The following is a 13,993-nucleotide window of genomic DNA, read 5'->3' on the forward strand; positions in this document are numbered from 1 at the left end:
GTCATAGTCCTCAAAGTGCATCGTCGAAGTTGTTGTTTTTGTGCTTCGCCAGCTTGAGTCGGTGTCTAGGGTTGGCGGCGTCCCTCCTCACGCAATAGCGTCTGCAAGGTATCGAGCCGGGCACCGTCGAAAGCCATGACCGTGCCTTGCTCGAACACCCGGCGCGCCAGGGCGGTGAGCACCGCGCCGGGTGGCAGTTCGATTTGCAGCCGCACGCCTCGCTCGTAGGCGCTTTGCACTGTGCCGCGCCAATCGACGACGCGGCACATGTTGAAGGCGAGGTCGTCGCGCAAGGCCTCGGTGTTGATCACCGGCCGAGCGCGGCTGCCGCTGAGATAGCCCAAGGTTGGCGCTTTCAACGGTACAGCGGTAAACGCCTCGGCCAACGTCCAGGCCGGTGCCTCCAGCAACGGGCAATGGGACGGCACGCTGACCGACAATCGGCAGGCCTTGCCAGCGCCCTGGCTGCGAGCTTTTTCGGCGACAAGCCCCATGGCTTCGTCGCTGCCGGCGATGACCACTTGGTTGTCGGCGTTGATATTGGCCAGGTAGACCGGTGTGGTTTCGCTGTGGACCTGTGCCAGCAAAGCTTCCACCGCCGCGAGATCCAGGCCGATGATCGCCGTCATGCCGTAGCCTTGCGGATACGCCTGTTGCATCAACTCGCCGCGCAGGCTGACCAATCGCAACGCATCCTCGAACGCCAGCGCCCCGGCCACCACCGCCGCCGGATACGCGCCGATGGACAGCCCCGCCACGTAGTCCGGCGCGGGGGTTTGTTCCAGCAGCCGACGAGAAGCCGCCACGCCAGCGATCAGCAAACACAGTTGCACCGCACGGGTCGATTGCAGCGCCTTGGCAGTGTCCAGTTGCAAGACATCTTCACCGAGTACGTCGCCCGCTTCGTCCAGGGTCTGCTGCGCCAAGCCATGGAGCATGTCCACGCGCTGCGCACCCTGGCCGGGAAAGACGAAGAGGCTGCTCACGCGACCTGCTCCAGTGAAGGCTGCCAAGGGTCGCTCACCAGCCGGGCCTGAACGTTGTCCTTGAGCAACACCCGAGGCGACGAGCCCGCCCATTCGCGCAGCGCGACGGCGCCCAAAGGCGTCTGCAACTGCATGTCGACGACGCACATCGAGGCATCCAATTGCGCCAACAGCTCCCTGGCCTGGAGACGGTCCAAAAAGCGCGGCGTGCGCATAATCAAATCGAGATCGCTGCCCTCATGCAGCGCCTCGACGCCCGTGGCGAGTTCAAACCCGGCGCTACCGCTCACACCCCAGGTCCAGCCGCTGGCGTCGAGTATCGGGCGCAGGCGGGAGAGCGCTTGCAGGGCGGGCAAATCACGCGTCGACGGGACGTGACAAAGCGCTTCCGGCCTGACGCGACGGGAAATCGCCGCGACCACCATCGACGTTGCGTAACGTTGCTCACGCAAGCGTCCACGCACTCCCACCGCGATTTGATCCGGTGCCGTCAGCGAGCGCCGAACCACCACGGGTTGCCCGACGGCAATCGATTCGACCACCCATGCCGGCGCACCGGCGGGCAGCTGCTGCGGGGTCATCCCCCAAAGCAGGTCATGGGCGAGGAACCCGTTCACCACTGCGCTCTCAACAATTGGCGAACCCTACTGGAGGCCGCCCGGTGGGTCGCACCGAGGCGACTGCTCAAGTCACGAGGCGCCCCGACCACGTCGTTGATCGCCTGTTGCAGACAATCAGTAATCCGAGCCAGGTCCGTGGCCGTGGGTTGCTCGATCCGCTCCACCGACAAGGACTCCCACAGCAGCCCCAGGCTGGCAAAACTGTCGATGTCATACGCCATCGGCGGCACACTCGCGGCCAAGGCCTCAAGCTCTTCGACACTGCGCAAGGTCACCCGCGCCGCCGAGGCCTTGCCCATGGCATGGACCATGACGCCCGGGTCGCGCAGGGCGATCAGTCGGTTGGCCTGGTAACCGTGAGCAAGGAATGCGCCCGACATCGCCTTGCCCACCAGCAAGCCAATCACCGGATGCCCGGCCAGTCGGGCCCGGGCATAACTGTCGGCGGCACCGGCCAAAGCCTGATGAATGCCCAAGGCTTCTTCGCGCCGGCCGTAAGCCTGGCTAGGCACATCGACGATGGCGATCAACGCTCGCTTGGCTGCGGCATGGCGGTCGGCCTCGATGGCGTCGTCCACGGCTTTGGCCAGGCCCCACCCTTCGAGCAACCCGACTTCGCCGTTGCGAGCCCGAGGAAAACGGTTGGTCGAATCGGCCACGACGGCCAGCAGCCGCGCCGGCTGCCCGCCCAGTTGGACATCGGCGACTTTCAGCGAAGCGGGCAAGCCGTCCAACGGCGCGGCACCGCCGCTCAGGGCCTCGAACCAACGCAAGCCCCTCAACGAATACGCACTCATGGACGTTCTCCCTGATACAACTGGCGAACCGTCGCCAGTTCGATTTGCACATCGGTATCCAAGCGAGCCAGGCGCTGGAGGAACAGCTCGGCCTGAGCGCTGCGGTGCTCGGTGGGCACGCCCAGGTGCAGCAGCTCGGCGACCTGCTGGCGAATCCGTGCCACATCATCGGCGGCATAACGGTCCACCAGTCCGGTGGCGAAACGCTGCTCGCCGCCGGTCAGGCTCCAGATGAACGGCCGGTCGCGAGAGTCGTATTCGTCGAGGCCGGCTTCCTGTTCGATCACTTGAGGACCGTTCAAGCCCAGCCGCGCTTCCTGGGTCACCAGCAAATAGCTGCACAGCCCGGCGGCGATTGACATGCCGCCAAAGCAGCCAACGCTGCCGGCCACCACGCCGACTACCGGTTGGTACTGGCGCAGGTCGACAATCGCCGAATGAATCTCGGCAATCGCCGCGAGCCCGAGGTTGGCCTCCTGCAACCGCACGCCACCGGTTTCCAGCAGCAGCACGGCGCGGGTGGGAGTGCCGTTGCGATTGTCTTCGGCGGCCAACTCCAGCGCACCGGCAATCTTTGCCCCGCCGACTTCGCCGAGGCTGCCGCCCTGGAACGCGCCTTCGATAGCTGCCACAACGACCGGCAAACCATCGAGGGTGCCCTTGGCGATCACCACGCCGTCATCGCTTTGGGGCACCACACCCTGGCGCAGCAGCCAGGGCGACATGACACGCTGGAACGGGTCGAGCAATTCGCGGAACGTACCCTCATCGAGCAGGGCCTTGGCTCGTTGCCGGGCGCCGAGTTCGACGAAGCTGTGCTTGTTGAGCAACGCGGCGCTGTCAGTCATGGCCGATCTCCTCGAAGCCTTGTTCCAGGCGCAAGCGCACCACGCCGGGGGTGGCGCCAAAATCGTGGATATCGATGGTCATCGCAGGCGGGGTCTGGCCGTCGAACATGCGCGCGAACAGATGCCGCCAGCGTTGCTCGCTGCCATTGACCGAGGTCTGCACTTGAATCGAAAGCGTGCCCGCCAAGCCTGGTTCGATCAGCACTTCCAGGTCGCCCGAGCCGACGCAGCCCACCAGCGCCCTGCCCCGTGGCGGCTGCCCGGCGGGGAATTCAAAGGATAAGGTTTCCATCAGCACACTCCAGGGAAGAAGCCATCGCCGCGTTCGATACGGTCGAGGAACAGGCACGCGGCGAGCAGGTCGGCAGCGCCGCCGGGCGAGGCGTTCAAGGCAATCAGTTGTTGGTCCAGCGCGTGCAATTGGCGGCGACCCGCCCAGGTCGCGCTGCCACCGGCAGCCAGCACGGCTTGGGCGCCCTGTTGCATGGCGTACAGACCCGCTTCGCCGGCGCGGTAGAGCACACAGGTGTCGGCCAGTGTGGTCATGATCGCCAGCAAGGCATCGAGCCGGGCGTTCTGTTCGTCCGCGCCCGCCGCGCGACTGTGCTTGAGTTGCGGCAGGCCCAGGCCGGTGACGGCCGGGAACGCCAGTTGCGCTTCCTCCCGGGCACCGCGCGCACCATAGCGCTGGGCGACCTGGGCGCCGTGGCTCAACGGTTGGGGCGCATGACGGTCGTTGAGCAAGGCCAGGCGGGCAGCACGTAGGGTGACGGCGCCAGCGACGTTGGATTCAGGCTCCAGCGCCGCCGCCGCCACGAGCAAGCCCAAGGCCCAGATCGCACCTCGGTGGGTATTCACCCCGCCCGTGGTCGCCAGCATCGCGGCTTCGCCTTCACGGCCGATCCGGCCGAGCGCTTCGCGCAGCGGCAGGCCGATCTCGCCGCAGACCAACGCGGCTTCGGCCATTTCTTTGAAGGCCGGCCACAACGACAGCGCCGAAGCGTGCATCAGGCCCAGGTGCAAATCGGTGTGGGCGCCGCTGCCGCGACGGTCCACCAAGGCCGGTTTAGGTGACAGGTCGGCTTCGTCGATCAACGCGTCCACCGCCAGGTCGGCCAAACGTTCAGCCAGGGATAATGTTTGGGGTTGCAGGTTTAGGGCGCGCATTTACCAGCTCCTGAACTTGGCGGGCGGGTTGTAGAGGCCACCGGACCACTCCACCAGGTCAGCCACGCTCTTGGCCGCGAGCAGCTCGCGGGTGGCGTCGGTGCGACGGATGCCGAGGTCTTCGGGCAAGGCGATCAGCCCTTCGCGACGCATGCGCGCGGTGTCTTTCGGGTCATGGCGCAAGCCGATGGCGGTGACCCCAGCCACCGCCGCGATCATCGCCTGACGCTCTTCCAAAGAGCGGGCCTTATACAGATAGGCGATGCCCTCTTCGGTGAGCAGGTGGGTAACGTCGTCGCCGTAGATCATGATCGGCGCCAGGGGCATGCCGGCTTTCTTCGCCACGTCCACCGCGTCGAGGGTCTCGACGAAAGTGGCTTTGCCGCCCTCCTGGAACGTCTCGACCATCTGCACCACCAGTTTCTTGCCGCGCTCGAGCAACGGCGCCTCGCCATCGCCGTGGCGCATATCGAGCCACGCCGGCGTACCGTGACGGCGACCGCGGGGATCATGGCCCATGTTCGGCGCACCGCCGAAACCGGCCAAGCGGCCTCGGGTCACCGTCGAGGAATGGCCGTCTCCGTCCACTTGCAAGGTAGCGCCGATGAACAGGTCCACCGCGTACTGTCCGGCCAGTTGGCAGACCATGCGATTGGAACGCAGCGAGCCGTCGTGGCCGGTGAAGAACACATCGGGACGAGCGGCGATGTAGTTTTCCATACCCAGCTCGGTGCCGAAGCAATGCACGCTTTCGACCCAGCCGCTTTCGATGGCCGGGATCAGGGTCGGATGTGGATTGAGGGTCCAGTTGCGGCAGATCTTGCCCTTCAAACCAAGGGATTCGCCGTAGGTCGGCAGGATCAATTCGATGGCGGCAGTGTTGAAGCCGATGCCGTGATTGAGGGATTGGACGTTGTGTTTTTCGTAGATCCCACGGATCGCCATCATCGCCATCAGCACATGCACCGGCTTGATGTGGCGCGGATCGCGGGTGAACAGTGGTTCGATGTAGAACGGCTTGTCGGCCACCACCACGAAATCGACCCAGGACGCCGGGATATCCACCCGCGGCAGGTCGCTGACGTCGTCTACCAGCTGATTGACCTGGACGATGACGATGCCATCGCTGAACGCCGCCGGTTCGATTAGCGCCGGCGTGTCTTCCGTGCTCGGGCCGGTGTAGATATTGCCGGCGCGGTCGGCCATGAAACCGGCTGACAGCACGACGTTGGGAATCAGGTCCACCACCAGGCGGGCATAGAGTTCAATGTAGGTGTGGATCGCGCCGATTTCCAGCAAGCCGTCTTCAAGCAGTTGGCTGATACGCAGGCTCTGGGTGCCGGCGAAGGAGAAGTCGAGCTTGCGGGCGATGCCGCGCTCGAACAGGTCCAGATGCTCGGACCGGCCAACGCTGGGCATGATCATGTGCAGATCGTGCAATTTTGAAGAGTCGACTTTCGCCAGCGACCGCGACAGGAAATCCGCCTGCTTCTGGTTATTGCCCTCCAGCACCACACGGTCGCCGGGCAGGATCAATACCTCCAGCGCGGCAATGATCTTATCGGTGGGCAGCACCACACCGTCGGCCAACCCCTTCACCAGCCCGAGACGCCGCTGCTTTTCGCTGCGCCGCCGCGTCCAGCGCGAGTCGGGGGATATTATTGTTGTCATGATCACTCCACGGTTTCGCTGTCGTGGGAGCTACCTTAGGAGTGTTGTGGCGAGGGCATCAATCAAGCTCAGCGGTGGATTGTTACGGTGGGAGTAACGGTTGAATGCCGCAGCGGACAATGCTTCTGTGGCGAGGGAGCTTGCTCCCGCTCGGCTGCGCAGCAGTCGTCGCTTTTGGGGCCGCTTTGCGCTGGAGCGCCAGCCCGGCCCAGCGGGAGCAAGCTCCCTCGCCACGGATATCAAGTCTTGGCCATCAATTGCCGGACCCGTTCGAGCAGTTCTGCTGCGCTCTCAATCAGTTGGGTAAGGAGTGCATGGTCTTCGTCCATATAACCCTCGTACTCGGCAAGGTTACGCCGCTCATGACACAACGCGAATAACCGGACCTGTACTTTGCCGATGTCCGCCGTGTGAATTAGGCACTGGAAGACCAGATAGCGCTTGTCCGACCGATAACCGCTCAAGCGTAGCGCCGTGAGCGCCAAGGCATGGGCCGCGTTGTATGCCAGGTCGAAACGGCTGGCGAAAGAAAGGGCTGTTGTTTGGGCATCCTTCAAGCGATCCGCGGCTGAACGCATCAGGCCCTCACACTCCTGGCGATCCGGTGGTTCGGCTTTCAGGCCGCCGCTATGTAACAGATTCTCCAGGTTTTGGTGCTTGTCCATCCTTGGTTTCCAAAGGGACTTCACCCAGCAAATTGATCTTGTCCTGTTGCGCTACCCGCACCACAAAGCTGTTGCCGGCCGCAAATTTTGCTACCCAGTCCTGAGGCGTGTAGAGCGTAGGGTTGAGGGGGCGACCCAGTTGTTCTTCCAGAGGTAAGAGCCGCTCCATCACTTCACTGTAGTGCAGGCCCTCGCCAATCAGCATGAGGTCTATGTCGCTGGATGTGTTCGCTTGGCCCTTGGCGACAGAGCCATAGACGAACGCCCAGCGCAGTTGTCCTGAAAAAGGCTCCAATGCCTGGCGCAACGGTTCGGCAATACCGATAGTTTTGCGCACGATGCCTAGCAGCTCAGCGTAAATCGGGCAGCGTGGGTTGGCTTGATAATGGGTTTGATTGCCCAAACGAGTCATGGTGAGCACGCCTGAGCGTTGCAGGCGTTCCAGCTCGCGCATAAGGCTGCCTTTGCCTATTTGAGCCCAGCGGGCAATTTCGTTGGTGTAGAAGCTTTGATCCGGCTTACCAAACAACAAACCTAAGACCCGGCGCTGAGTGGCCGTGAACAGCGCATCGCTGAGAGGAAGGTGATTCATAGAAGCAACCTACAGTCCCAAAAAGGGAACGATAGGTCCCTTTTTGGGACTTATCAAGTCTTGCCGCTTAACTCGGTCCCATAAAGGGACTTAACAGACCTTTATGGGACTGTTTCACAGTCCAGCGGGAAAAACCTCCCTGGCCACGGAATCTCGACGATTTTGAGATCTCGATGAAATGAATACCTGCTCCTACAGGTACAACGCCATGCCTAGTTTTTTACCAGCCCCGCTGCCACCACCAACTCTTCCAACGCCAACAGATCCGGCACTTTCGCCACATGCTCCCCCACCTGCATCGCCGCCTGTTCCAGCCCGCACAGCGGCACATCGACGTAGCTCAACTGGCTGTCGAGCTTGCAGGAGCGTGGGATGCCTTGCACCAGCAGGGCGATGAAGCGCAGCTCCGGTCGGCCGCCCAGGGCATTGAGCACGACGATGCGCACGCGCTCGCCCATCACGGTCTTCTGGCCGCAGGCCGACTCGAAGCTCAGCAGCGGGATTTGCCGCTCACGCCAGCTCACCCAGCCCAGGAACCACGGCGGGGTGTCCAGATCGAACGCGCTGCTCTGGTAATCGATCAGTTCGGCCACCGCCACGTTGGGCAGGATCAGGTGCCGGTCGGCCAAGGGCAGCAATAGCCCGGTGAGATGACTGGCGCGAGAGTCATGCATGGTTTTTGCTCCAGTACGCAATGCTGTCGAGCAACACTGACTCTTGGTAAGGCTTGCCCAGGTAGTCGTTGACGCCGATTGCCGTGGCGCGGTCGCGGTGTTTCTGGCCGGTGCGGGAGGTGATCATGATGATCGGCAGATGTGCCAGGCGCGGATCGTTGCGCACTTGCGCCGCCACTTCGAAGCCATCCATGCGCGGCATCTCGATGTCCAGCAACATCAGGTCCGGGGAGTGCTCGGCCAGCAACGCCATGGCGTCCACACCGTCCTTGGCGGTGAGCACGTGCATGCCATGGCGCTCCAGCAGGCGGCTGGTGACCTTGCGCACGGTTACAGAGTCGTCCACCACCAAAACCAACAGCGGACGTTGAGGTTCACTCTCGCCTTGCGCGCGTCCATCGCGACGTGGGGCCTGGTGTGGCAAAGCGCGGATCGGCGCCAGCAGGTCAAGGATCAGTACCACCCGGCCGTCCCCCAGGATCGTCGCTCCCGACAGGCCCCGGACCGCCGAAAATTGCGGACCAAGGCTCTTGACCACGATTTCCCGGGTCCCGGTGGTGGCGTCCACCTGCACGGCAATATGCCGTTCATTACACTGCACCAGCAGCACCGGCAAGGGTTGGCTCTGGCCCAGCAATTTCGGGCGAGCGGCGGTTTTCAGCAGCTCGCCGAGGTAGCACAGTTCATAACGCTGCCCGGCATAGGTGTAGACCGGCGGATCGAGCTGGTAATAGCCATCCAGCTCGGCGGGCAGCACCCGGACGATGCTTTCAATGGTGTTCAACGGAATGGCGTACTGGTCTTCGTGACACTGCACCATCAAGGCCCGGTTAACCGCCACGGTGAACGGCAGGCGAATGCGAAAATGCGCGCCCTGCCCCGGTGTCGAGTCGATGGCCATGCTGCCGCCCAACTGCCGTACCTCTTCATGGACCACGTCCATGCCGACGCCACGCCCGGAGATCTGGGTGATTTTTTCGGCGGTGGAGAACCCGGGCTGCAAGATGAATTGCAACACGTCGCGATCGCTCATGTCGCTGTCTGGCGACAACATGCCACGCTTGATCGCCTTGCGCCGTACCGCGTCCAGCGGCACACCGGCACCGTCGTCACGTATGTCGAAAATGATGTCGCCGCCCTCCCGGGACAGCTCGAGGCTGATGCGCCCTCGCGCCGGCTTACCGGCGGCGACGCGCACGTCGGCGGACTCAAGACCGTGGTCGACGGCGTTGCGCAGCATGTGCTCCAAAGGCGCGGCCATGCGTTCGAGCACGTTGCGGTCCATCTCGCCCTCGGCATTGTCGACCACGAACTCCACGTCCTTGCCCAATTCCTGCGCCACTTGCCGGACGATGCGCTTGAGGCGCGGCAGCATTCGTTCGAACGGCACCATGCGCGTACGCATAAGGCCCTCTTGGAGTTCGGTGTTGATGCGCCCTTGCTGTTGCAACAGGTTTTCCGCGTCGTGATTGCTGCGATCAAGGGTTTCCTTGAGGTCGACCAGGTCCGAGGCGGACTCGAACAGCGCCCGGGACAATTGCTGCAATTGAGAGTGGCGATCCATTTCCAGCGGGTCGAACTCTTCGTAGCCCAACCGTTCGGCTTCCACCTGTTGGCGACTGAGAATCCGCCCCTGGGTCTCAGTGTCCAGGCGTCGCAATTGGTCGCGCATGCGCTCGATGGTGGTTTCCATCTCGCTCAGGGCGATGCGCGCGTCGTTGACCTGTTGCTCGATGCGGCCGCGATAAATCGAGGTTTCCCCCGCCAGGTTCACTAGGTCATCGAGCAGTTCGGCAGAGACTTTGACCATGTCCGCGCCGTCGCCTGGCGCGGCGGGATCGGCTCGTGTCGGCAGGGGCGCAGGAACAGGGGGCGATGTCGGTTGCGCTGGCGAAGCGATTTCAGGCGCCTCGTTGACCGGCGGATGGTTCACTGCCTGGATCCGCGCGATCAACCGGTCGCCGGGTGGACACGGCTGGCCCGCACGGACCGCATCGAGCATCTGCGCCAGCCGATCATGGCTGCTTTGCAGCAAGGCAAAGAGTTCGGGGCCCGGTTGCAGCAGCCCCGCCGACAAACCTTCGCAGAGGTTCTCGAGTTCATGGGCGAGGTCGCCGATGGGCGTGATCTCCACCATTCGCGCGCCACCCTTGAGGGTGTGCAAATCGCGCAGCAGTGTCTCCACGGCCTGGCGGTTCGACGGTTCTTCCTGCCAACGCAGCAGCGCCGCGCCGGAACTGTCGAGAATGTCGAATCCTTCTTCGAGGAAGATTTCCAGCAGCTCGGGGTCGTGGCCGGCTGCATCGTTCTGGCCCGTCCCTACCGCTTCGATGGCGCTCGGCCTGTCCTGGCGGAACCGGTGAATGGCGTCGATCAGCGCGACGGGATCCCCCAGCGGCTGGCCTTGCTGCAATTGCCCAAGCAACAGATCGAGGCGTTCGTGGCTGCTGTTGAGCAACTGCGCCAGTTCCGCGCTGTAGCTGTAGCGGCGGTCCACCAGCCCTTCGTAGAGATTCTCCAACTCTTGGGCGAGGTCGCTTACCGGCCGGATATCCGCCATGCGCGCGCCACCCTTGAGGGTATGCAAATCGCGTTGCAGCGATGACAACGGTGCGCCGTTGTCCGGGTCGGCGAGCCAGCGCTGCAAGGCCTGGGCGGCGCTTTCCAGAATGTCTTGCGCTTCTTCGAGGAAGATCGAGGCGATGTCTTCATCCACCGCGGCAACGGCGGGCGAGTCACGCTCCATTTCAGCCGTCGCGTGGCCCAGCTCGCGGATGCTCAGCGTGCGGCTGCCATCGCTTCGAATCAGCCCGGTGGCGGCTGGATCGAGACTCTCTTCAAGCAGGCTGCGCAGGGCCTGGACGCGTGCGGGTTGCGGATTCACATGCTGCCCGGCCGCCAGTTCATCAAGCATGTCGATCAGCGCTTCATGGGCCCGTTGCGCCTCTTGAAAAAAGGTCTCGCTGACCGCCAGGCTGCTTTCTTCCACCGCACCATAGAGATCGAGCAAGGCTTCGCAGAGCTCGTCCACCGGGTGCAGGTCGGCCAGGTGTGCGCCTTCGCCAAGGGTGGTCAGCTCATCGAGCAGCGCGCTCAATTCCTGGCTTTCGGCGGGGTGTTGTTGCCACCGCTGCAGCAGGTTTTCCGCGTCCAGCAGGATGTCCATGCCTTGGGCGAGGAAGTTATTGATCAATTGCGGATTGCGCTTGGTTCGCACGCCTTGGTCCGGCGAGCCGTGGGCCGCTTGCAGGCGCTCGGCCAACAGCGCCCGGGCGCGCTGGATCAGGTCGACGGCACCGGGGATCGGCGCCAGCGGTTCGCTGTGCAACTGGCGCAGGCCACGTCGCAGCAGCCCTTCGCCTTCCAGCAACAGCTCAACCTCCTCCAGGTCGAGGGCCAACAGATGCGCCCTGTATTCCCGGGCCATTTCGTCCATCACCCCGGCAAGCTCGGCGATTGGCGCTACACCGGCCATCGATGCGCTGCCCTTGAGCGTATGCAAGGCCCGTTGCAGTTCGTCGCCGGCTTGCAACGGCAACTGCTCGGCGGCTTGGTCGAGAAAGCGATTGAGTGTGGCGAGGTGGGCCTGGGCTTCATTGTCGAAAATTTTCAGGAGTAAAGGATCGAGCGCAGCCACGTCCTGTTCGTCGTCATCCTCTTCATCACTGCCTTTGGCAAGCCCATGGGCACGTGCGGCCAAGCGGTCGACATCGTCACGCTGGCGTTGGTGAGAGGCCGCGAAATCGGCGACCAGCTCAGGCAGCAATTGCACCGTTTCTTCAACCAACTGCCGGACCGAAGTACCCGGCTCGACGCTGCGCTCCAATACGCGATTGAGCAGGTTCTCCACAGCCCAGGCCAGCTCGCCCAGGATCAGCGCCCGGACCATCCGACCGCTGCCCTTGAGGGTATGGAAGCCTCGGCGCAGCTCAGTCAGGGCAACGTGGTCATCCGAGTGAGCGGCCCAGCGCGGCAGGTACTCATGCAGGACGTCCAGGACCTCGGCGGTTTCCTCGAGGAACACTTCGCGCAGTTCGTCGTCCACCGGGCTTTCATCCAGCGGCGGCAGCAGGCTGGCCGGCATGTTCCTCGCCGGCGGGTTGAGCGCCGAGACCGGGCTGGCCAGGACTTCGGCGAGCGATTGCACGGTTTGCGGATCGTCCAGTTCCTGCAAGTCCTGCATGACCTGGGCCTCGTTGGGGCTCAGCACATCATCGAGCAACGGCACGCGGGCTTCGTCTGGGAAATAGCCTAGGGCGCCGAGGCTGCGTTCGACCTCATCCAGCAGACCCTCGGCAGGCTTCTGGGGGTCTTCGCTCAAACGCTCCAGGTAATATTCCAGGCCGGTGATCACATCGGCCAGATGATCGAGTTCTTCCCAACCCGGCTGGGCATGATCGAGCAGCAGATGCTCGTGGATGGAACCGTTGCAAGCCTCCACGAGACTGGCGGCACGGTTCAACGGAATCATCGCCAGCGCGCCACGCACCTGGGTCAACAACCCCGGCAACGCCTCGAGCTGCTCGCGGTTCCAGTCGGCGTCGATGTAATCGACGATCATGTCCTTGGCCTGTTGCAGGCAGGTGTGGGCTTGCTTGATGACGATCTGGTGGATCTGGGTCAGGTCAGTCGTTGGCAGAGGGTTGTCGTCGCGGCTTTCAGGCTCGACGGTGCCGACCATGCCGGCCAGCGTTGCCTCGACATAGAGCAAGGCCCCCGCGACATCCATGAGCGTCGCGTCATCCGGGTCGCGTTGACCTTGGGCGAGGCTCAGCACTACCGCCAATTGGTCGATGATCACTTTGCGCGGCTGGCCGAAACCGAGCACCGCCAAGGTGTCGGCGATCTGCCGCAGGGGCGCCAACAGGCTGTCCAGTTCCGAGGCGTGCTGGCGGTCGCTGCGCACGAACAGGTCCAGGCGCTCCTTGACCCGCACCAATTCTTCGCAAAGCGCCGCCAGCACCGAGCGCATGGCATCGCGGTCGGGCCCGGCCAGCCGCGCCCGTTCTTCATCGACCATGGCGCCGTCGGGCAGCGCGTCGTCAAGTGAGTAGCGTTCTTTCATGATCTGCATCTGCCCGCTGGGGTGTTCGGCCTTGGCAATATAGAACAACAAGCTTTTGACCAAGTGGGGTGGGGCCGGCTGATTGATGCCGGCAATGCCCTGCTCCAGCAGGCGCTTGAGTTCCTTGTCGGCGTCCTTGAACAGGCTGCGCAGCGCCGGGCTGTTGCCGATGCGTGCGTCGCGCATGCCTTCGACCAGCGCCGAAGCGACTTGCCACAGTGCGTTGAGCGGCGCGCCGGCACACAAGGTTTCCAAACGGTGAAAGACTTTGGCCAGGTAACCGAGATGGGTGGCGTCGTCCTGTTCGCGCAACAGCCCCACCAGGGCCACTTGCAGGGTCTGGCGCAACTTGCGCAAGGTGCCTGGCAGGTCGGCCGGCTCGAGCCGTTTCAAGGCGTCCGCGCCGAGCGGGGCAATATCGGGTAATTGCGGACTGAAAAGGCTGGTCTCCGACAACAGGCTCTCGCCCCGGGCACTGCGCAAGTCATTGATCAATGGCAGCACCACTAACGGCAGGTCGCGGCGAGCGCCCTGGACCCGATCAAGATAGATCGGCAACTGGCCCAAGGCTTGGCGCAACAGGCTGATAGCCTCGTCGCGATGGGCGATTCGATCGCTCTGCAAGGCGCCGCACAGCTGCTCCATTTCCTCGGCCAGCAACGCCGCGCCGTAGAACTCGACCATTTGCAGGCCGCCATGGACCTGATGGATGCAGGCCAGGCATTGGGCAAGGGCATCCGACGCCTGCGGGTCGTCCACCAGGCGATTAAGGGCCAGGTGGGCCTGCTTCAGCGTTTCGGCAATCTCGCCCTTGACCCATTCCAGGGCCACGTAGTCGTGCCGATCACCCATAACCACTCCAAATCAACAGGCGCATGCCTGTGGTACGGCCGAGGACTCCGTGGCGA

General features: G+C 63.5%; 11 protein-coding genes. All 11 read right to left on the minus strand.

All coding sequences use genetic code 11. The features are described 5' to 3' along the window. Positions 1–65 precede the first annotated feature (65 nt). Entirely contained in the window at positions 66–986 is a 921-nt protein-coding gene (gene mdcH, locus HU806_RS14505) for a malonate decarboxylase subunit epsilon (RefSeq protein ID WP_186612043.1), read from the minus strand. Further along, positions 983–1,606: a malonate decarboxylase holo-ACP synthase gene (locus HU806_RS14510; RefSeq protein ID WP_186612044.1), complete on the minus strand. Its 624-nt coding sequence runs from the start codon at positions 1,604–1,606 to the stop codon at positions 983–985. The genes mdcH and HU806_RS14510 overlap by 4 nt, the downstream gene beginning before the upstream one ends. Further along, the gene (mdcE, locus tag HU806_RS14515; protein ID WP_186612045.1) at positions 1,600–2,403 is read right to left on the minus strand and encodes a biotin-independent malonate decarboxylase subunit gamma; all 804 of its coding nucleotides are present in this window, start codon (positions 2,401–2,403) and stop codon (positions 1,600–1,602) included. The genes HU806_RS14510 and mdcE overlap by 7 nt, the downstream gene beginning before the upstream one ends. Further along, complete coding sequence (locus HU806_RS14520; protein WP_186612046.1) at positions 2,400–3,251, minus strand: biotin-independent malonate decarboxylase subunit beta; 852 nt, start codon at positions 3,249–3,251, stop codon at positions 2,400–2,402. Before HU806_RS14520 ends, mdcE begins: the two co-directional genes overlap by 4 nt. Then, positions 3,244–3,543, minus strand: coding sequence for a malonate decarboxylase subunit delta (locus tag HU806_RS14525; RefSeq protein ID WP_186612047.1), 300 nt, complete (start codon positions 3,541–3,543; stop codon positions 3,244–3,246). Before HU806_RS14525 ends, HU806_RS14520 begins: the two co-directional genes overlap by 8 nt. Next, positions 3,543–4,418, minus strand: a complete 876-nt coding sequence (locus tag HU806_RS14530) for a triphosphoribosyl-dephospho-CoA synthase (protein WP_186612048.1) — start codon at positions 4,416–4,418, stop codon at positions 3,543–3,545. Before HU806_RS14530 ends, HU806_RS14525 begins: the two co-directional genes overlap by 1 nt. After that, entirely contained in the window at positions 4,419–6,089 is a 1,671-nt protein-coding gene (mdcA, locus tag HU806_RS14535; RefSeq protein WP_186612049.1) for a malonate decarboxylase subunit alpha, read from the minus strand. It abuts the gene before it with no gap. A 239-nt stretch (positions 6,090–6,328) separates the two neighbouring features. Beyond that, positions 6,329–6,754, minus strand: coding sequence for a hypothetical protein (locus tag HU806_RS14540; protein ID WP_186612050.1), 426 nt, complete (start codon positions 6,752–6,754; stop codon positions 6,329–6,331). Next, entirely contained in the window at positions 6,717–7,346 is a 630-nt protein-coding gene (locus HU806_RS14545) for a nucleotidyltransferase domain-containing protein (RefSeq protein ID WP_186612051.1), read from the minus strand. Before HU806_RS14545 ends, HU806_RS14540 begins: the two co-directional genes overlap by 38 nt. Before the next feature lie 212 nt (positions 7,347–7,558). Continuing rightward, positions 7,559–8,020, minus strand: coding sequence for a chemotaxis protein CheW (locus HU806_RS14550; RefSeq protein WP_186612052.1), 462 nt, complete (start codon positions 8,018–8,020; stop codon positions 7,559–7,561). Further along, positions 8,013–13,937, minus strand: a complete 5,925-nt coding sequence (locus HU806_RS14555) for an Hpt domain-containing protein (protein WP_186612053.1) — start codon at positions 13,935–13,937, stop codon at positions 8,013–8,015. The genes HU806_RS14550 and HU806_RS14555 overlap by 8 nt, the downstream gene beginning before the upstream one ends. Positions 13,938–13,993: the final 56 nt, after the last annotated feature.

It is taken from the genome of Pseudomonas sp. SWRI154 (assembly GCF_014268645.1).
Taxonomy (GTDB): Bacteria; Pseudomonadota; Gammaproteobacteria; order Pseudomonadales; family Pseudomonadaceae; genus Aquipseudomonas; species Aquipseudomonas marvdashtae.

Bases quoted from the DNA above. Each gene is read 5' to 3' on its own strand.
- HU806_RS14550 (WP_186612052.1), bottom strand. From the start codon at position 8,020: ATGCATGACTCTCGCGCCAGTCATCTCACCGGGCTATTGCTGCCCTTG.
- HU806_RS14545 (WP_186612051.1), bottom strand. From the start codon at position 7,346: ATGAATCACCTTCCTCTCAGCGATGCGCTGTTCACGGCCACTCAGCGC.
- HU806_RS14540 (WP_186612050.1), bottom strand. From the start codon at position 6,754: ATGGACAAGCACCAAAACCTGGAGAATCTGTTACATAGCGGCGGCCTG.
- mdcA (WP_186612049.1), bottom strand. From the start codon at position 6,089: ATGACAACAATAATATCCCCCGACTCGCGCTGGACGCGGCGGCGCAGC.
- HU806_RS14555 (WP_186612053.1), bottom strand. From the start codon at position 13,937: ATGGGTGATCGGCACGACTACGTGGCCCTGGAATGGGTCAAGGGCGAG.
- HU806_RS14530 (WP_186612048.1), bottom strand. From the start codon at position 4,418: ATGCGCGCCCTAAACCTGCAACCCCAAACATTATCCCTGGCTGAACGT.
- HU806_RS14520 (WP_186612046.1), bottom strand. From the start codon at position 3,251: ATGACTGACAGCGCCGCGTTGCTCAACAAGCACAGCTTCGTCGAACTC.
- HU806_RS14525 (WP_186612047.1), bottom strand. From the start codon at position 3,543: ATGGAAACCTTATCCTTTGAATTCCCCGCCGGGCAGCCGCCACGGGGC.
- mdcE (WP_186612045.1), bottom strand. From the start codon at position 2,403: ATGAGTGCGTATTCGTTGAGGGGCTTGCGTTGGTTCGAGGCCCTGAGC.